Raw genomic sequence first — 18,554 nt, 5'->3', positions numbered from 1 at the left:
GAGGGTCAGGCGATTCGAGTTCTCAGAAGGAAGGAGAATGCCACGAGCACTAATACGAGCAGCTCGCTGAACGAACCGTTGGAGCCTGGAAAGTGTACGCAGCCACCGGCGTTCCCGTCACCGGCCGGAGGAGGAGGTGACGAAGAAGTCTTCTCCGTGTAGTACCGCGTCATCCAGTACGGGAGGGTGTAGTCGAGGCCCGGACCCTCCACGCGGCCGTCGCCGCCGCAATCGAGGATGGTTGGGCTGCGTTGCCAGAGGAAATCGGTGGTGCACTGCTCGGGTACGGGCAGCGGATCCACGGCGCGTCCACCCGAAATGGCTAGGTCTGTTCGCGCGCTGTTCTGCACCCATACATCGCGCCGCGGCCTTTCCAGCCACTCACCCAGATAGCCGCGAATGGAGTCGGAGTACGCCGTGTTCCCGGTGACACCCATTTCCATCGCAAGGAAGTGAGCATTCGGATGATCACGGAGACCGTCACGCAGCTTCATGAACGCACTGAGATACTTTCCACGGAGCCCCGAATCTTTTTCCAGGCGCGTCAAGTTGAAGAGATTGATGTGGTCGAGGTTGAACTTGTAGTACGACTTGTGCTTGTCGATCAGCTCGAAGACGATCGGCGTTTCGACCGTGCCCGACCAGAGCGCCGCCTGCGTGTTATAAGACTTCCCGAATCGCGCCGTGTCCACGAGCTTCCCTACTTGGAGAAACGAGAGGATCTGATCGTTCCGGCCGATGAACGTCGTGCTGATATGGCCGTCCGGATGAACGACGTTCCACAAATTGCTCGAAAGGAAATCCACCACGGCGGAGGCGTCCTTTCGGATTTCGTCTTTCATGGCCGGGTCGTCCAGAAGTTCGTACGCCACACCGAGGCCGAACATCACGCCGGAGTATTGATCGCGGCTCACGTTGTCGAGCCAGTTGTAGGATTGGCCTTCAAAGCTCCCGGTGAAGATCGGGTCCCCCTCTTCCCGCTTCACATTCTCGGTCATCGCGGCGTCCCCGACCGGCCAGGCGAATCGCGCGAGCAGGCCGGGCTTTCCGGAAACGTGAATGAGCCGCGTCACGCCATGGAGGATCCTCGTGACGTTCGCCTTTGCTTCGGGACTCTTCGTGACGGCATATCGATACGCTTCCGCTGCCAGGGCGTGGCCAGACCAGATCGCGGAGTCGGCAAATCGGCGATACCCGGTAATCGTCCAGCCCTCCGGGGAGTCGAAAATCGGATCGGCCACCGTGTCGGTCGGGAGATGGCGATCCTGGATTTCCTCGGAAATGGTCAAGGCAGGGTTGAGGTAGTCCGCCGCCCCAAGCCCGGTCGTCCCCGCAAAAGGGTTGACGGCACTGATCAATACGAGAGCGATTTGGGGCGTCACGCGCCGCTAACGCGCAACTCCGAGGCCAAGCCCGCAAGAGACTTACCTGAAATTACAAAATAATTCAGACAGGATGCCGGTAGACGGTTCGCCTCCGCCACAGTATCAAATCTGACAGCACCGGAGCCGATGCCGAACCCCGTGCCATGGAGGGTACGGGGCCATGATACAGCGGTCATGTGCAGCGCCGTCCTGGCGCTGCCTCCACTCGCAGTACCAGGCCCTCCTGGGCCACGTATGTCGCCGCGCCCAGGATGGTGCGGCATGGAACATGGCCTCGATGGAAGTTGACTTCATGATTTGGGCCATCCAGAATCGCACACGTGGATTCTTTTGATCTGGTTGTCATCGGTGGCGGGCCGGCCGGGGAGAAGGGAGCCGCCCAGGCCGCCTATTTCGGAAAGAAAGTTGCGATCATCGAGAAGGAGCCGTATTTCGGCGGCGCCTGTGTCAATACGGGCACGCTCCCCAGCAAGACTCTCCGCGAAAGCGCGATTTTTTTCTCGGGGCTGAAGGCGCGGGAGATCTATCACGTCGACTGGAAGATCAAGGACGGCGTAACGGTGCAGGACCTCATGCATCGAAAGGACGAGATCCAGCGCGTGCAGCGCGAGCAGATCGACCGTAACATCGCACGCCACAAGATCGAGCGCGTGGCCGGGGCGGCGGTGTTCGAGGACGCCCACACCCTGCGCGTGTCCGAAATCAACGGCGGGCAGGACGCTTCGCCGTACTCCCAACCTTCGATACCGGCCAGGATGGCCGGATCACCGAGGGAGCGCGGCGGACGAGCGATTCGAGGCGACGTCATCCTGATCGCCACCGGCTCCCGCCCTCACCGCCCGGACAATATCGCGTTCGACGACACCCACATCTACGACAGCGATACGATTCTCCAGCTCGACGCCATACCGAAAAGCCTGACCGTGATCGGCGGGGGCGTGATCGGGTGCGAGTACGCCTGCCTCTTCGCCGCGCTCGGCGCCCACGTGACCCTTGTGGACGGCCGGGATCGGCTCCTGCCGTTTCTCGACGGAGATGTGGCTAACGGCCTGAGTGAAAGCATGAAGCAACGCCTCCACATCGACATCGTCTTCAACGCGAAGGTCAAGAGTGTTGGGCGCGACCCGGCCCGCGGCGTTGTCACCACCCTTGAAGACGGACGGTCCATCGCCTCCGACAAACTTCTGTTCGCCGCCGGACGGTCCGGCGTTACGCACGAACTCGGGCTGGATAAGCTCGGCATCCGGGCCGATTCGAGAGGGCAGCTCGCCGTGAATGAACATTTCCAGACGACCGTTCCTCACATCTACGCCGCCGGAGACGTCATCGGCTTCCCCGCCCTCGCGTCCACGTCCATGGAACAAGGGCGCGTGGCCATGTGCCACGCCTTTGACTTGAAGTACAAGGACCGCGTCTCCCCCGTCCTCCCCTATGGCATCTACACCATTCCCGAGGTCTCGTGCGCCGGCCTGTCGGAAGAAGAGGCAGGGAAGAAGGGCCGGGCGCCGGTCACGGGTCGCGTCGCATTCAGCAACAACCCCAGGGGCCAGATCGCCGGGACGGACGGATTCCTCAAGCTGATCTTCGACCGGGACTCCCGCAAGCTCCTCGGCGTTCACATCCTGGGCGAGAACGCGGCCGAGGTCGTGCACGTCGGCGTCTCCTGCCTGATGTTCCAAGGGACCGTCGATTTCTTCATCGCCTCCGTGTTCAACTACCCGACACTCTGCGACGCGTACAAGTACGCGGCGTACGACGCCCTCGGCCGCTGGAACGCGTAGGCCCTCGCCACGTTTGGCCAGGTAGCCGCGGGCTTTAGCCCGCGTCTGCGGACGCACCCGTAAAGGCCATGTTACATGCCGTGCCATCCGTGGCACGGCAACATCTCATGGCCCCATACCGTCCTTGGCATGGGGGTGCGCCTACCTCCATGGCCGCAGCCTCTTGACAAGAAGCCATAAAGATGTATATTGTGTACATCTTTAGCGGAGACGGCTCACACATGCGACTGACACAGTACACGGACTACTCGCTTCGGGTCCTGATCTACCTCGGGCTCCGCGGGGATCATCCGTCCACCATCCGGGAGATCGCCCGGAGTTACGGTATTTCGCGGAATCACTTGATGAAAGTGGTCCACCGACTGGGACAATTCGGATATGTGGATACACTCCGGGGTCGCGGCGGGGGCATTCGACTTTCCAGGGCGGCCGCCGACATTCGGCTTGGCGAGGTCGTTCGAAAGACGGAGGAAAATTGGACGCTCGTCGAGTGCTTCGACCTCGCCTCCAACACCTGTCGGATCGATCCCGTCTGCTCTCTGAAACAAGCCATCGGCAAGGCCCTCTCCAGTTTCTACGCCGTGCTCGACGGGTACACTCTGGAGGACGTCTTGCGTCGTCGGAAGGCCCTCTCCGCCATGCTTCGGGTTGACCGGTCACCCACGCATCCACGCTCGGCTGATCCACTTCAAAAGGAGGTCTCATGAACAACAACGGATCGATCATGGACGTGCGCGCCATCCCCCCTCGGGAGCGCCACCCCCGAATCTTCACAACGTTCGACGATTTGCCCCCGGACGGAGCCTTCGAGCTCGTCAACGACCACAACCCCGTGCCGCTCTTGCACCAATTCCACTTCGAACGCCGCGATGGGTTCGAATGGTGGCCCCTCGAACAGGGTCCCGCGATCTGGCGCGTCCTGATCGCCAAGCGCGGCCGAACGGCGCCCGCTTCGATCACCGACTTGCTCCAAAGGGATCATCGACGCCTGGATGTACTTTGGGCAGCCTTTCGCGATCATGTGGAAAAGAGCCAACTCAACGAGGGACGCGCCCGATTCTCCGAATTCGCGCTGGGGCTCCGTCGACACATCCGCATCGAGGAGGAAATCCTGTTCCCGATCTTCGAGGAGCGCACGGGGATGCACGCTGCCGGACCCACCGCCGTTATGCGCCAGGAGCACCGCGGGATCCAAAGCTGCATGGCCGAAATTGAATCGGCGCTTTCTTCGAACGATGCGCCGATTGCAGCATCGAAGATCGCCGGCCCGGCCGACGAATTGGTCGAGATCCTGACCGGACACAATCGCAAGGAAGAGCAGATCCTTTATCCGATGTCCGACCAATCGCTCTCCCAAGGCGAACGCGATGACTTGGTCCATCGGATGCGGGCTTACTGATCATGGAAAAGGACATCAAAGAGGAAGTGATGGGCGCCCTCAGCCACGTCGTCGATCCCGAACTGGGGGTCAACATCGTCGACCTCGGCCTCGTGTACCACATCGAGGCGGATGCGGACCGAGTGCACGTGCAGATGACGGTAACCGCGCCGGGCTGCCCCATGGGAACGCATCTGCTCGAAATGGCTCGAAACGCCATCGAAGCGAATGTGCCGGGATCCCCGGAGATCAGCGTCGACCTGGTCTGGGACCCGCCCTGGAACCCCATGATGATGTCGCCGATCGCCCGACAGCAATTGGGCTGGAACGAATAAGGAGATAACCCATGAGCACCACCACCGACGCCATTCGAAATCATCACCGCAGCCTTTTGAACAGTCTGGCTGGATACACCGACCATGTGCTGAGCGGAGCCCAGGGGGGGGCCGCAAGAGATCTGGCGGCCTTTCTCAACGAGGAGCTCCTGCCGCACGCCCAGGGCGAAGAACTTCACCTCTACCCGGCGCTGAATCCCATTCTTCGGGATCACGCGGATGCCACGGCCACGATGTCGATGGATCACCAATGGATCGAGAACACGATCCGGCAGATCGACGAAATCGCCCGCACCGTTCCACTCGCGCCGGAAGTCGATCGCCCAGTCCTGCGGGAACGGCTTTCGCGCCTTGCCCTGCAACTCCTGGCCGTAGTAACACTCCACGTTAGGAAGGAAGAAGAGGGCTATCTTCCCATTATGGAACGGCACATGTCGGACGAGGCCCAGCGTGACATTCTCGAACGGATGCATTCGGCCGCGGAGGTGGATCCCTCCGCTGAAGCGCCGACCGGGCATGGTCAATGCCACTGCGCATGCGGCGGGCATGACGCTCGCCGCACTCCCAACCTTTGATGCCGGCCACGATGGCCGGATCACGAAGGGAGTGTGCGGGGCACGAATGACGAAATCCGTCCTCGTTCTTCAGCACGTTGAACCGGAGCCGGTGGGCCGAATCGCGGGCGCTCTCGAAAGCGTTTCCGCATCCCCCACGATCGTGCGCGTATTCCTGGGGGATCCGGTGCCGGCCGATCTGGGCGACGCATCCGGACTGATCGTCATGGGCGGTCCCATGGGAGTGTACGAGCAGGATCGGTACCCCCATCTGGCGGATGAAATCCGATTGATCCAGGCTGCCCTCAAGAGCCGCAAGCCGATTCTCGGCACCTGCCTCGGGAGCCAACTTCTCGCCTCGGCCCTTGGATCTGACATTCGCAAAGGAAAGAAGAAGGAAATCGGATGGTATCCCGTGACCCTCTCAGGCGAAGCGGTCGCCGACCCGCTCTGGATGGACGTTCCATCGAGCTTCACGGGGTTCCACTGGCACGGCGACGTTTTCACGCTTCCGAAGGGGGCCGTCTCACTCGCGTCCTCCGACCTCACGACGCACCAAGCTTTCCGATACGGCGGAAACGCCTACGGTTTCCTTTTCCACATGGAAGTCACGGCTCCCATGATTGGGGAATGGACCCGCGCGTTCGAGGTCGAACTGGCCGAGGCCGGAATTCCATCCGCAGGAATTCTGGAGGGCATCGAAACACACCTGACGGCTTTGCAGGCGATCGGCGACATCGTCTACCGCCGCTGGGTTTCGCTCCTGTAGAATCGAACCTGATGATTTCATCGCGACTGAAAATTCCGATCATGGCGGGAGGACTTCTTACGCTCCTCGCCGGCCTATGGACCGGTCTGGTCCGGCTCGGCTGGGAGCTGCCCGCTCCACGCGTGGACTGGCCGAGTCTCCACGGTCCCCTCCTGCTCTCCGGGTTCCTCGGCACGCTCATCGGCCTCGAACGGGCCGTCGGCATCCGAAAGAAGTGGGCCTACGTGTTTCCGGTCCTCAATCTCGCCGGCGTGATCACCCTCGTGGGTGGAGCGCCACCGGTCTTCCCGGCTGCCTTCTCCGTTGCAGCGTCGGGGGGACTCGTTCTGGTCATGCTTTTCATCTTCAAGCGGCAACCCGGCCTCCACACGGGCGTGATGGTTGCCGGTGCGGCGCACTGGCTGCTCGGATGCGTGCTGTGGCTGCATGGAGCGCCGTTGGCGGAAGCCATCCATGCGTGGATCCTGTTCCTGGTCTTCACCATCGCCGGAGAACGGCTTGAACTCTCCCGATTCGGCGGCGCTTCAACCGCCCGATCCTGGCTGCGGAATGTGTTGTTTACTCTTCTCGCGGTATTTCTGATTGCGGCGGCGGGCATCTCCCACCACCTGTTCAATCTCGGATCGCGACTCCTCGGTGCGGGCTTCGTAGGTCTTGCGCTTTGGCTCTTCCGCTACGACCTCGCCCGGAAAACGATTCAGCAGACGGGCCTGCCCCGCTTCACCGCCACGTGTATTTTGTCGGGCTACCCTTGGCTCGCCCTCGGCGGGCTGCTCCTCGTGCTTTACGGTGATGTCCCAGCCGGGCTATCCCATGATGCGATTCTTCACTCGATCCTGTTGGGGTTTGTCTTCTCGATGATCTTCGGTCACGCCCCGATCATGTTCCCCGCCGTCACCGGCAAGGCCATGCCCTACAGTCCACGCTTCTACGCCCACTTCGCTCTTCTGCATCTCTCCCTTCTCCTCCGAGTCTTCGCGGATCTGAGCACTTGGCCCCACCTGCGTTACTACGCCGGACTCATCAACGCCCTCGCCATCCTCCTCTTCCTCGCCAACAACATCCTTTCGGTTCGCGAGGGAAGCGCAAAGACTCAGCCCGTCTGAGTTCGGGCCGGCAGGTTGCGGAAACTCCTCCTCCGGCGTAGCATCCAAATCGGGATACGAACATGTCGCCAAAGGCCGATCACTACGTTGCCCTGAGCGATCAGTATTGGCAGCATTCCCAGAAATTGATCTCGGAAGAGGATTGGCCTCAAGCCTCCGAGAAGCTCTGGGGATGCGCCGCTGAACTGGTCAAGGCCTTGGCCGAAGAGCGTGGGTGGCCTCACGACGGACACGCCACTCTTTTCAAGATCATCGGGAGAATTGCGCAGGAAACCGGCCTCAAAGACCTCCAGAAATTCTTTGCCGACGCAAGCGCCCTCCACATCAATTTTTACGAAGGGTGGCTCACGCCTGAGCAGGTGAAGGCGCTGGCCGATGAGGTATCAATCCTTCGAGAGCAACTCCGGCGCCTTTTGGAACTGCCCTCCTGACCGCAGAGTCAACCCTTGTTCACGCTCATGGCGCGGAGGCGATCCGGAGGATGAAGCCGTAACCGCCCGCGAGAATCGAACCGTCCGGCGCATAGGCGATTCCACCCATTCCAGCCCCATAATGGGCGATCTTGCGAAGAGGTCTCAGTTTGTCGCTTTCGTCGGCCTCCAATTCGACCAAAGAAGTGTCCCCGAGCAGGACGACACGCGAACGGAGAACGGCCAAACCTGCTACCCGGCTACCCAGATCAAATTCATCTCTCTTGACCGGAATTCCCCCTTCCAGCCGATCGACCTCCAACCTGCTCCCATCGATCAGCCAGAGGCGGCCCGAACGAGCCGTGATCGGAAGGCTGCCGCGGGGAAGCGTTCCTTTTGCGATCATGCGTGGTGATGCCACCTCCGAGATGTCGTGAACGACAAAGTTTCCCCCGTAGAACATCCACAATGACGTTCCATCCAGGACCACGGGGATGGGGTGTTCGGACTCTCCGCGCACCTTCAATTCGGAAGTCGGATACGTGCGCGCGAGTTCGACAAGAGTCCCGTCGACGTATCGAAGGAGGTACAGGCCGCCCAGGAGATCGGTCATCGCGACGAGGTTGCCTTCGATAGCAACGTTGTTCGGACGATTCGCAAGCCGACCGGGGCACATTGTTTTTTTGCGGAGGGAACAAGATTCCTCGTCTAGTCTTTCCCGGATCGGATTCGGCGGAGGTTCATACGTGGCGGTTCTCAAAATGCCTGCGTCCGGTGAGATTTCATCAACCATCAGTACCGGCGAAAGCGAGCTGGCTCTCCCCAAGAGTGGGCCGTCGCCACCCAGTCCCCAGATGTAAGGGAGCAAGATTACGCCGACGCCCGAATCAACCAGCAGCCGATCGAGTCGCGGGCTAACTACCTGTGTCCCCATCAATGGCGCGCCAATACATGACACGAAGTGAGAAGTGGCTACCATCTCTCCGTAGCATCCGAAGAACCAATCCAAGCCCTCGCTGAAAGGTGAATCGAGCCTTCGCACGACGTTTCTTGTTCGGACCACGTACGCTCCCTCGACTGTAGCGTTCCCAAGCGCCACCAGCTTGACCGTGGCCTGGACTTCCATCCCCTCGTAAGTCGCCGACACAAGGATCGTGTGCGTGCCTTCAACCTTCGGGACGAGGGAGGTCTCATCCCCAACGCGCCGAATTTCGACGCCTGAATCAGCCTCCAGATTCACCGGTAGAGCCGTCTCCTCGCAATCGGCCCGAACATACTTCGCGGAGGTGGTAAAGGCGGCGCCCCGGCCCACATTGGCAAAGACGATTTCGGGATGGATAACGCTCAGTTCGTCCTCCCCACAGGGAGGCTTGGGCTTTTCAGAGCCACCGCATCCAACGGCAACTGCCATCAGCAGAAACACGAGAACTCGTATCGGCCTTGGAACGCCCCCCAAGCCCTGAATGGCGGAAGGAAGAAATCGCCAATCCAAGAAACTTGTCCCTACCCCTTGATGACGGCCATCGGGCGGAGCCGGGCGACTTTGCGGGAAAGACCCGCACGGTGGACGACGTCAACCACATCGGCCACGTCCTTGTAGGCCTCGGAAATCTCCTCCGCGAGACCCGCTCGTGTGGCCGAATGCGCGACGACACCGCGCCCTTCGAGCTCGTGTTCGATATTCCGCCCTCGCGCCACCTGCTTGGCCTTCGTCCGGCTCATCTGCCGGCCCGCGCCATGACAGGTCGAGCCGAATGCCTCTCCCATCGCCCCTTCGGTGCCCACCAGCACGTAGGAGTACCGGCCCATGTCCCCCGGGATCAGCACCGGTTGGCCGATCTTGCGATAGTCCTGCGGCACCTTCGGGTGTCCCGGCGCAAAGGCCCGAGTCGCCCCCTTCCGGTGCACGCAGTACTCCTTCTCCACGCTCCCCACCTTGTGCCGCTCCATCTTGGCAATGTTGTGGCACACATCGTAGACAACGGACAAAGCGATATCTTTCTCGGATTTATCAAAGAACTCCCTGAAGACTTCCCGAACGCCGTGCGTGATGAGCTGTCGATTGGCGAACGCATAGTTCACACCGCAGGCCATCGCCTGAAGGTAGCTCTGGCCCTCGGCGCTTCGGATCGGCGCGCAACACAGTTGGCGATCGGCCAGTTGGATTCCATATTTTTGCGAGGCACGGAGCATGGCTTGGATGGAATCGTCGCAAATCTGATGTCCGAACCCCCGGCTCCCCGTGTGAATGAGCACCACCACCTGATTCTTGAACAGGCCGATCTGATTCGCGGCGGGATCGTCGTAGATTTCTTCCACGTACTGGATTTCGAGAAAATGGTTCCCCGATCCGAGCGTGCCGAGTTGGGGACGACCCCTCTTCTTCGCGCGATCGCTCACTTCGGACGGCTCCGCATTCGGAAAACAGCCGTTCTCCTCGATATGCTGGAGATCCTCGTGGAGTCCCATCCCTTTGCTCACGGCCCACTGGGCACCGCGGGAGTAGACCTCGTCCTCTTCGCGGGCGTTCAGGTCATAGGCGCCGTGGGAGCCGACGCCGGTGGGGATGCGACTGAACAGGGCCGGGATCAGATCGCGCTTTCGCGCTTCGACCTCCTCGCGCTCCAGACCGGAGCGCAGGAGTCTCACTCCTCAGTTGATGTCGTATCCGACCCCGCCCGGCGAAACGACGCCGGTGTCCATGTCGAAGGCGGCGACTCCCCCGATCGGAAAACCGTAACCCCAATGGATATCCGGCATGGCGTAGGAGGCTTTCTGAATTCCGGGCAGCGTCGCCACGTTCGCCACCTGCTGGAGACTCTGATCCGTGCGGATCGCATCCATGAGCTGCTTCGACGCGAACACGATGCCGTCCACACGCATGTCGCCATACGCGGGAATCCGCCAGCGGACGTCGTCGATTTGTTCGAGGGGGATTTGAGCGGTCATTCTGTAGCACTTGAGATTGCTTCGCTCCGCTCGCAATGACGGTGGGGTGTGGTCATTGCGAGGCCATGGTCCATGCCGCGCCGTCCTCGGCGCGGCGACATTGCATGGCCCCATGCCATCCTGGGCAAGGGGGAGGTCGCAACGACCGACCGAAGCAATCTCGCTCGACCCGTGCGCACTTCATTCCTACGCCTCCACCACCCGGCTCTCTTGATTGTCCTTCGCCCGGTACATGGCGCTGTCCGACATCTTCACCAGATCACCGGCGGAAATCCCCCGCTTCCACTGCGCCACGCCGGCGCTCACCGAACAGCGCCCGTGGCTGCTCAGTTCCAAATCGCCCACCAGAGGTTCGATCATCTGGGCCACCTGAGCGCTCGATTTCCCCGGCACGATCACGGCAAACTCATCTCCGCCATAGCGAAACACCCATTCGGTCACCCGCCCCAGATGCGTGCGCAGAAGTTTGGCCACCTCCCTCAAGATGCGGTCTCCTTCCACATGTCCGAGGGAGTCGTTGAGTTCCTTGAAACCGTCCAGGTCCAGAAACGCGAGAGAAAGTTGATTGCCGCGGAGCTCCGCGGATTTCACCTCGGCCCTGAGCGCGTCCAGAAACGAGCGGTGGTTGTACAACCCGGTCAGGCCGTCGGTACGCGATTGTGTCTCGAGAAGCTGGTTTTGTTCCTGCAGTACGGTGTTCTGTTTGCGGATGATGGAGAGTCCGGCATACCCGAGGAACAGAATGAACACGGTGGTGATCAACTCGGAAGTGGTCTCCTCAGGCGTGCGCGGGAGCCGGCCGCTCTCCACGTACGTGGCGAGCCACGGCACAAGCGCGCCAACCACCAGCAAAGCATACGACATCCACGTGTTTCGTGAATCCATGAAAAAGCAGTTTACCCACTCCTTCCGGGCCGCGCAACGCGCGAAGTCCGTTTCAGGACCGGCAGAATCGTCATTCGAATATTCCCCGTCATTGACACGTGGATATTCACTCTATAACATCCGCCGCCATGAAGAAGACGAAGAATTCCTCTCCTCCGACCCCAAAACGATCTTCCTTCCCCGCCCCGCCGGAAGGAACGGCGATTGAAATGACGCGCGGTCGAGTGACCGTTCCCTCCGACCCGATCATCCCTTACATCGAGGGTGACGGCACCGGGCCGGACATCTGGAAGGCGTCCGTCCACGTCTTCGACGCGGCCGTGGAAAAAGCCTACAGGGGGCAGCGCCTGATCAATTGGTACGAAGTGTTCGCCGGAGAAAAGGCGTTCAAGACCTACGGTGACTGGCTGCCCGAGCACACGCTCAAAGCCATTCGCAAGTACAAAGTGTCCATCAAGGGCCCGCTCACCACGCCCGTCGGTGAGGGGCATCGCAGCATCAATGTGGCGTTGCGCCAAGTGCTGGATCTTTACGCGTGCGTCCGGCCCGTCCGCTACTTCCAGGGCGTCGTCTCCCCCGTCAAGCATCCCGAGCGGGTCAATTTCGTCATCTATCGCGAAAACACCGAAGATGTATACGCCGGAATCGAATACAAGAAGGGCACGCCGGACGCCAACAAGCTCATTCGCTTTCTCAACAGGAACTTCAAGCGGACGATCGACAAGGACTCCGGCATCGGCATCAAGCCGATCAGCGTGAAGGGAACCAAGCGACTCATGCGCAAGGCCATCCAGTACGCCATCGAGAACCACCGCCGCAGCGTGACGATCGTCCACAAGGGCAATATCATGAAATTCACCGAGGGCGCATTCCGCGAATGGGCCTACGAAGTGGCCACGAAGGAGTTTGCGCAACACATCGTTACGGAGGACGAGGTGTACAAGAGCCACGGCGGCGTCGTGCCGGACGGCCGGATCGTGGTGCGTGATCGCATCGCCGACTCCATGTTCCAGCAGATTCTTCTCCGGCCCGAGGAGTACGACGTGCTCGCCACGCCGAACCTCAACGGCGATTACCTTTCCGATGCGGCGGCCGCGCAGGTCGGCGGCATCGGCATGGCCCCCGGCGCCAACATCGGCGACCATGCGGCTGTGTTCGAGGCGACCCACGGCACGGCGCCGAAGTACGCGGGACAGAACAAGGTCAACCCGGGCTCGCTTATCCTGTCCGGCGTGATGATGCTCGAATTCCTCGGATGGCGCGAGGCCGCTCAACTCATCATCAAGGGGATCGAGAAGGCCATTGCCAACAGGACCGTCACGTACGACCTCGCCCGCCAGATGGAGGGGGCGAGGGAAGTGAAGTGCTCGGAGTTCGGCGAGGAGATCATTCGGAACATGGCGTAGGCTCCCGTGAGAGCCGGGCCGTCCGGGTACGGGATGAAATTCTGACCGCGCTCATGGCGGTCCGTCGAACACGGAGCGAATCTGAACGATACAAAAGAGAGGTGCACCATGGGTAAGAGAGCAAAGATCACCGTTGTCGGCGCAGGAAACGTCGGCGCCACCGCCGCTCACTGGGCCGCCACCCGCAGGCTCGGCGACGTCGTTCTCGTTGATATTGTCGAGGGTATCCCGCAGGGCAAGGCCCTGGATCTTCTCCAGTCCGGCCCCGTGGATGGATTCGACGTTTCCGTGGTCGGTTCGAACGACTACGCCGCCACGGCCAATTCAGACATCGTGGTAGTCACCGCGGGACTGCCCCGAAAGCCCGGGATGAGCCGGGATGACCTTCTCAAAAAGAACGCGGACATCGTGGGGGACGTCATTCGGAAGGTCACCGCCCAATCCCCCAACTGCTTCCTCATCATGGTCACCAATCCGCTCGATGCCATGTGCTACCTGGCGAAGAAGCTCAGTGGTTTTCCCAAGAACCGCGTCTTCGGCATGGCCGGCATTCTCGACTCCACGCGTTTCCGCACATTCATCGCGCAGGCCGCCGGTGTGTCGGTTCAGGACGTCGACGCCCTCGTGCTCGGCGGACACGGCGACACGATGGTCCCGCTTCCCCGTTTTTCAACGATCGCGGGGTTGCCCATTTCCCTCTTTCTTCCCAAAGAGACGATCGACAAACTGGTTCAGCGCACGCGGGACGGCGGCGCGGAGATTGTCAATCTCCTGAAGGCCGGCAGCGCCTACTACGCGCCCTCGCGGTCCGTCATCGAAATGGTCGAAGCCATCCTCTTCGACCAGAAGCGGATTCTGCCCTGCACGGTTTACCTGGACGGCGAATACGGCGCGAAGGACGTGTATGTCGGCGTACCGGTGAAATTGGGCGCGGGCGGGGTGGAGAAGATCATCGAGATCGCGCTGATCGACGAGGAGAAGAAAGCATTCGAGAAATCCGTCAACGCCGTTCGGGAGCTGATCACGAAGCTGTGACTCAGGTGTCCGAGGCCGAACCTCGATAGTTGCTGTCGAGGCCATGTTCCGTGGCGTGCCATCCGTGGCACCGCGACCTTTCAAGGCCCCATACCATCCTCGGCATGGGGTTCGGCCTCTCTAGAGCCTCTAACAGAATGCCGATTCGTAGGGGAGCATCTTCAGATGCTCCCTCTTGTCGGGAGGGCCTGAAGACCCTCCCCTACGCATTCTGTTAGAGGCTCTTGGTCGCAAGAAACGGATTTGTCTTTCAACTCGATTGCGCTCGATGTAAAATAACTTCGCTTCAATACCAGAGCGATCCATGCAACTCGTCAAAGCGGTCAAAGGTGTCGCGCACTTCGCGACCGGAAGGCTCCAGAACCGACCGGTCCATCTCAACCTGGAGGTCACCAAGTTCTGCAACGCCACCTGCGACTTCTGCGACTACTGGAAGACGGAGGAAGAACTGCGGCTCGACGACTACGCGGAGATCGTGCGCAAGTTCAAGCCGATGGTCGTCACCCTCACCGGCGGCGAACCCATGCTCCGCAAAGATTTGCCGGACATCGTCCGCAGCATCAAGCAGGCCGCTTTCTTCGTTCATCTTTCCATGGTCACGAACGGCTCCCTTCTCACGCTCGACAAGGCGCGCGCGCTTCGCGAGGCGGGACTCGATCAACTCTGTATCTCCCTCGATTACATGGGCGAGCGCCACACGAAATCGCGCGGTTGCGAGAATCTGTTCGAACACATTGCCGAGATTACCCAGGCCCTCCCACCGATGGGCTACGAACGCGTGGCCTTCAACACCATCATCATGGAAGACAACCTGGACGATCTCCTGCCCATCGTCCGCTTCGCGAAGGAGCGGGAGATGTACGTCAATTTCAGCACCTACTCCTCCGCCAAGAACGGCCAGACGAGGCATTTCATCTCGGAGGCCTCGCGCGAAAAACTCCTGGGGACGATCCGGCAGCTCCTCCTCGCCAAGCGCGAGATGCGAAACATCCTCAGCTCGGACTACTACCTGAGTCGGATCCCGGATTTCTTTTTCGGCGGCGGCATCGATGGGTGCAAGGCGGGTATCCGCTGGTTCCAGATCACTCCGGCCGGAATGGTGAAGCCCTGCGCCGAGCTTCCCCTCCTGACTCATTACAAGGATTTCGAGCCCGGGGCGGACGTCATCAACGGCTGCAAAGCGTGCTGGTACAGTTGCCGTGGAGAGGAGGAAGCCCCCCTGAGCTTCAGCCGCGTCACGGAACTCGCCGGTTTCCCGGTCTACTCCGACCCGCCCTCTCCCCGGATCGCGGCCCTCCTGCCCGCCAAATAAGTCGAGAGGACGGCCGGCCTCCTGCCGGACCGCCCGCCGTTGGCGCGGCCGCTTCGATTCCCTATCGAGGCTAAGAGCCTCTGACAGAATGCCGATTCGTAGGGGAGCATCTTCAGATGCTCCCTCTTGTCGGGAGGGCCTGAAGGCCCTCCCCTATGCATTCTGTTAGAGGCTCTTAGCCTCGATAGGAGCCGCCCGCGTCTGATCCAGCCGGAAGCCGATCAGGCCTTTGCCGGAGTGGACGATCCGGCTCACCATCTGGACGAGATAGCCGAGCCCGCCCGCTTCGCTCGCCGGCACCGTCGCCTTCGCCGTTCCCGACCCGGAATCCACCCACTCCCCGATCACCGGCGCCAAGCGTTCGAAATCCGGATGGCCGTACACTGACTCCAATGCCGCGTGGGACGCGAAGACATCCCCCCTCAGGGTTTGCACCATCGCCGTAATGAACTGCGCCGCGGCGAATGACGGCGAGGCGGAGGGAATTTGTTCACACGCAGCCAGCGCCGCCTCCAGGTAGACATTGGCGATCTTCTCGAACGCTTCAAGGTGGTCGCCTTCCATGGGAAACGCGCGCAGCAGAATGACGCTCAGGAGTGAGAGCGCGGTGTGGATGTTGCCATGGCCGGGATCAATGGGTCTCGGCCCGCGAGCGCTCCACTCGTTCACCCACCCGCTCCACTGCCCCATACGGTGGAAAAGGAGATGTCCGTGCCGCACGGCGGCATGTCCCTCCCGGGCCACCCGGTCCAGATCCTCCTTCCGCGCCAGCCACGAGCGGATGGATTCCACCGCGCTGTCCGCGTCGCCCGGTTTGTACTCCGCGAAATGGACCGCCGATTGGAGCGCCCCTCCGAGCGATGCCCCGGTGGCGGGGTTCAGCACCAAGGCGCCACACGACATCCCCTCGAACAGTCTCAAGTTGATTTCCCCTTTCAGGGAATGGTTCAGCACGATCTTGGACCTGGAGTAGATCTCTTTCCAATCGCCCCGGCCGAAATGGTGCGTGACCTCCTTGGGGAGGCTTCCCGCCACCGATTGCAGGAAATCATGCCGGGAGCGGTCGAATCTGAACGGGCTTTCGACGTTGCCCACGAAGCAGACGTCCGTCGGCCGGAAACCGCCCGGGGGGCGCCCATCGCACTCCTCCGGCGTCAGCGAGGAGTAGTGCGGAAACCAGACGGCCTGGGCGCCCGACGACTCGGCGTCGCGAAGATACTCCCGTTGAGAGACGGCCACCGCGTCGAAAAGCGGAACGTAGTATCGCTCATATTCCCAGGAGATTTGAGGGTCCCACACGGTGTACACCTTCGGGATCCCCAGGTGGTGGAGGTCGGCGATGCGAAAGCCATAGGCGGCTTCCACCGCAAGGAGGTCCGGTTTTACCTCTTTCGCGATGGGATCGAGAAAATAGAGGGCTTGCCATGGAAGCTGAATGTCACTCCCCTCGTCCGGGCCCGCGCGCACCACGTCGAGGCTTCCCCACTTCTCCGGGCCGAACAGCCTCGGACCGAACCAGAGCACTCGCGGCCGGGCCATGACTTCAGCCGGGAAGCCCTTCCGGTATTTTTTCCAACACGCCCTTGAATTCGTCCAGCAGCCGCGCGTCCCTCCAACCCTTGCGGGCCTCCTCCGTCATCATCTCGATCGCCCGCTCCCGGGTCACCGCGGGCCGATACACCCGATCCGAGGTGAGCGCATCGTAGATATCGGCCGTCATGGTGATGCGCGCCGCCAAGGGAATCGCCTCGCCGCTCAATCCCGCGGGGTATCCGGATCCGTCCATCCGTTCGTGGTGGTGATACACCACGTCCAAGGCGTAGGACATGCTTTTCATGGGCTGAATCAATTCGCGGCCGGCCACGGGATGGATTTTCATGTGATTCTGTTCCTCGGGGGTAAGGGCACCCTTCTTGAGAAGGACGTCGTCTCGGACGGCGATCTTGCCCAGATCATGAAACAACGCCCCGCGGCGCACCGCCCGGAGTTCCATGTCGTTCAAACCGATCCGCTCTCCCAGCAGTCCCGCGAATCGCGACACACGCTCGCTGTGCCCGGCCGTGTAGCGGTCGCGCGCATCGATGGTTCGGGCCAGCGTGATGATGACGCGTTCCGCCTCTTCCAGCTCGTCCGTGAACCACTTGATCCGAATGAGTGAGCCAACACGCGCGATAAGTTCCTCCGTATCAAATGGCTTGGTGATGAAGTCAGTGACCCCTTCCTGAATCGCCCGGAGCTTGTCGTCGCGCGTCCCCGCGCCCGTCAACATGATCACCGGCAACAAGCGCGTTGCCGCGGACGAGCGGATGGCCTCAAGAACCTTGTGGCCGCTCATCCCCCGCATCTGGATGTCCAGCAAAACGAGATCCGGCGGCGTCGCCACAAGCAGCTCCAGAGCCTGCTCCCCGCTTGAGGCCTCATCCACCAGCCAGCCGGCGCCACGCAGGAGTCGGGCGGTCAATTCGCGAACCTGTGCTTCGTCGTCCACTACCAGCACGCGACCGGATTGAGCCAAGGGTTGATGGGCCATCGTCGTCGTCTCGGCCGGCCGCGTGCGCTACCGGGGCCGGGTCGAATCCAGCTCGTTGTCCTTTTCCAGGGCCTCCACCGCACGGCGGAGCAGACTCGGTAGGGAATTGGGGTCCTGACGCGCTGCCGACGCCCGCTGCGTCACCTCCGCCACCACCCAGAGGAGGCTCGCGCTAAGGAGGACCGCGCCCAGGTAGAACACGGGGTGTTTCCTGAAATCCTCCGTGGCATCCCAGAGCTTCCATTTGATCCGGGCGAGAACTTCCAGATTGCGGATTTCCTTCTCCTGCATCCGCTTGTGGATCTTTTTGGAGAGTCTCTTTTCCTTCCAGGACAGCTTGGCGGTCTCGGGCACATCGGTGCGCTCCAGCATTTTCTTGACGGCCTGTTCGAGCTGGATCAGATTGAGCGGCTTGGACAGGAAATCAACCGCGCCGTGTTCGAGCGCCTTGCGCACGAAATCCATCTTGGGAAAGGCCGTGATCAGGAGCACCGGAATCTCGGGCGCCACATTGCGCACGGCGCGCAGGAATTCAATCCCGTCCATTCCGGGCATGACGATGTCCGTGATGATCGCGTCGACCTTAACATCGGCAAGGGCGCGGATGCCGTCGAGAGCCCTGTCATACCCCACCGCGTCGTAGTTCCGAGCCAGGAGAAACTGTTTCAGCATATCCACAATCTGTGGATCGTCATCGATGACCATGATTCGTCTCATAA

Annotated in this window: 17 protein-coding genes and 1 pseudogene; 11 read left to right on the top strand and 7 right to left on the bottom strand. The window is 61.2% G+C overall.

The features are described 5' to 3' along the window. Nucleotides 1-5 precede the first annotated feature (5 nt). Nucleotides 6-1,382: a hypothetical protein gene (locus tag HYT87_09495; protein ID MBI2059990.1), complete on the bottom strand. Its 1,377-nt coding sequence runs from the start codon at nt 1,380-1,382 to the stop codon at nt 6-8. 323 nt (nt 1,383-1,705) lie between these two features. Here HYT87_09495 and HYT87_09490 point away from each other — a divergent pair, with 323 nt between their 5' ends. From HYT87_09490 to HYT87_09455, 8 genes are all read left to right on the top strand, one after another. Continuing rightward, complete coding sequence (locus tag HYT87_09490; protein ID MBI2059989.1) at nt 1,706-3,166, top strand: FAD-dependent oxidoreductase; 1,461 nt, start codon at nt 1,706-1,708, stop codon at nt 3,164-3,166. Between the two features lie 221 nt (nt 3,167-3,387). After that, complete coding sequence (locus tag HYT87_09485; protein MBI2059988.1) at nt 3,388-3,873, top strand: Rrf2 family transcriptional regulator; 486 nt, start codon at nt 3,388-3,390, stop codon at nt 3,871-3,873. Then, nucleotides 3,870-4,565 (top strand): DUF2249 domain-containing protein, encoded by a 696-nt coding sequence (locus tag HYT87_09480; protein ID MBI2059987.1) that lies wholly within the window; start codon nt 3,870-3,872, stop codon nt 4,563-4,565. Before HYT87_09485 ends, HYT87_09480 begins: the two co-directional genes overlap by 4 nt. Before the next feature lie 2 nt (nt 4,566-4,567). Continuing rightward, complete coding sequence (locus HYT87_09475; GenBank protein ID MBI2059986.1) at nt 4,568-4,879, top strand: DUF59 domain-containing protein; 312 nt, start codon at nt 4,568-4,570, stop codon at nt 4,877-4,879. Between the two features lie 11 nt (nt 4,880-4,890). After that, complete coding sequence (locus tag HYT87_09470; protein ID MBI2059985.1) at nt 4,891-5,454, top strand: hemerythrin domain-containing protein; 564 nt, start codon at nt 4,891-4,893, stop codon at nt 5,452-5,454. Further along, a complete protein-coding gene (locus HYT87_09465; GenBank protein ID MBI2059984.1) occupies nt 5,396-6,202 on the top strand; it encodes a type 1 glutamine amidotransferase in 807 nt (268 codons plus the stop codon). The genes HYT87_09470 and HYT87_09465 overlap by 59 nt, the downstream gene beginning before the upstream one ends. A gap of 11 nt (nt 6,203-6,213) precedes the next feature. Further along, complete coding sequence (locus HYT87_09460) at nt 6,214-7,308, top strand: hypothetical protein (protein MBI2059983.1); 1,095 nt, start codon at nt 6,214-6,216, stop codon at nt 7,306-7,308. 62 nt (nt 7,309-7,370) lie between these two features. Further along, nucleotides 7,371-7,739 carry a PaREP1 family protein gene (locus HYT87_09455; protein ID MBI2059982.1) on the top strand — a complete coding sequence of 123 codons (369 nt, stop codon included), beginning with the start codon at nt 7,371-7,373 and terminating at the stop codon, nt 7,737-7,739. 25 nt (nt 7,740-7,764) lie between these two features. Here HYT87_09455 and HYT87_09450 read toward each other — a convergent pair whose 3' ends face one another. From HYT87_09450 to HYT87_09440, 3 genes and pseudogenes are all read right to left on the bottom strand, one after another. After that, nucleotides 7,765-9,129 (bottom strand): hypothetical protein, encoded by a 1,365-nt coding sequence (locus tag HYT87_09450; protein ID MBI2059981.1) that lies wholly within the window; start codon nt 9,127-9,129, stop codon nt 7,765-7,767. A 92-nt stretch (nt 9,130-9,221) separates the two neighbouring features. Further along, a pseudogene (locus HYT87_09445) lies at nt 9,222-10,667 on the bottom strand (RtcB family protein). Nucleotides 10,668-10,853: 186 nt separating this feature from the next. Further along, nucleotides 10,854-11,552, bottom strand: a complete 699-nt coding sequence (locus tag HYT87_09440) for a GGDEF domain-containing protein (protein MBI2059980.1) — start codon at nt 11,550-11,552, stop codon at nt 10,854-10,856. Nucleotides 11,553-11,680: 128 nt separating this feature from the next. Between HYT87_09440 and icd the strand changes: the two genes are divergently transcribed. From icd to HYT87_09425, 3 genes are all read left to right on the top strand, one after another. After that, nucleotides 11,681-12,958 (top strand): isocitrate dehydrogenase (NADP(+)), encoded by a 1,278-nt coding sequence (gene icd, locus HYT87_09435; GenBank protein ID MBI2059979.1) that lies wholly within the window; start codon nt 11,681-11,683, stop codon nt 12,956-12,958. Between the two features lie 108 nt (nt 12,959-13,066). Beyond that, nucleotides 13,067-13,993, top strand: coding sequence for a malate dehydrogenase (gene mdh / locus HYT87_09430; GenBank protein MBI2059978.1), 927 nt, complete (start codon nt 13,067-13,069; stop codon nt 13,991-13,993). Between the two features lie 304 nt (nt 13,994-14,297). Then, a complete protein-coding gene (locus HYT87_09425) occupies nt 14,298-15,305 on the top strand; it encodes a radical SAM protein (protein ID MBI2059977.1) in 1,008 nt (335 codons plus the stop codon). 165 nt (nt 15,306-15,470) lie between these two features. Here the strand turns inward: HYT87_09425 and HYT87_09420 are convergent, their stop codons facing one another. Genes HYT87_09420 through HYT87_09410 form a run of 3 tightly spaced genes read right to left on the bottom strand, consistent with a single transcriptional unit; the run spans nt 15,471 to nt 18,552 of the window. Continuing rightward, complete coding sequence (locus tag HYT87_09420) at nt 15,471-16,844, bottom strand: glycosyltransferase (GenBank protein MBI2059976.1); 1,374 nt, start codon at nt 16,842-16,844, stop codon at nt 15,471-15,473. A 4-nt stretch (nt 16,845-16,848) separates the two neighbouring features. Further along, nucleotides 16,849-17,835 (bottom strand): response regulator, encoded by a 987-nt coding sequence (locus HYT87_09415; protein ID MBI2059975.1) that lies wholly within the window; start codon nt 17,833-17,835, stop codon nt 16,849-16,851. Nucleotides 17,836-17,862: 27 nt separating this feature from the next. Continuing rightward, nucleotides 17,863-18,552, bottom strand: a complete 690-nt coding sequence (locus HYT87_09410) for a response regulator (GenBank protein ID MBI2059974.1) — start codon at nt 18,550-18,552, stop codon at nt 17,863-17,865. Between the last annotated feature and the right edge of the window lie 2 nt (nt 18,553-18,554).

This window comes from Nitrospirota bacterium (assembly GCA_016180645.1).
GTDB lineage: Bacteria > JACPQY01 > JACPQY01 > JACPQY01 > JACPQY01 > JACPAV01.
The sequence above is the reverse complement of the archived record's forward strand: the minus strand, read 5'-3'. Positions and strand labels throughout refer to the sequence as shown.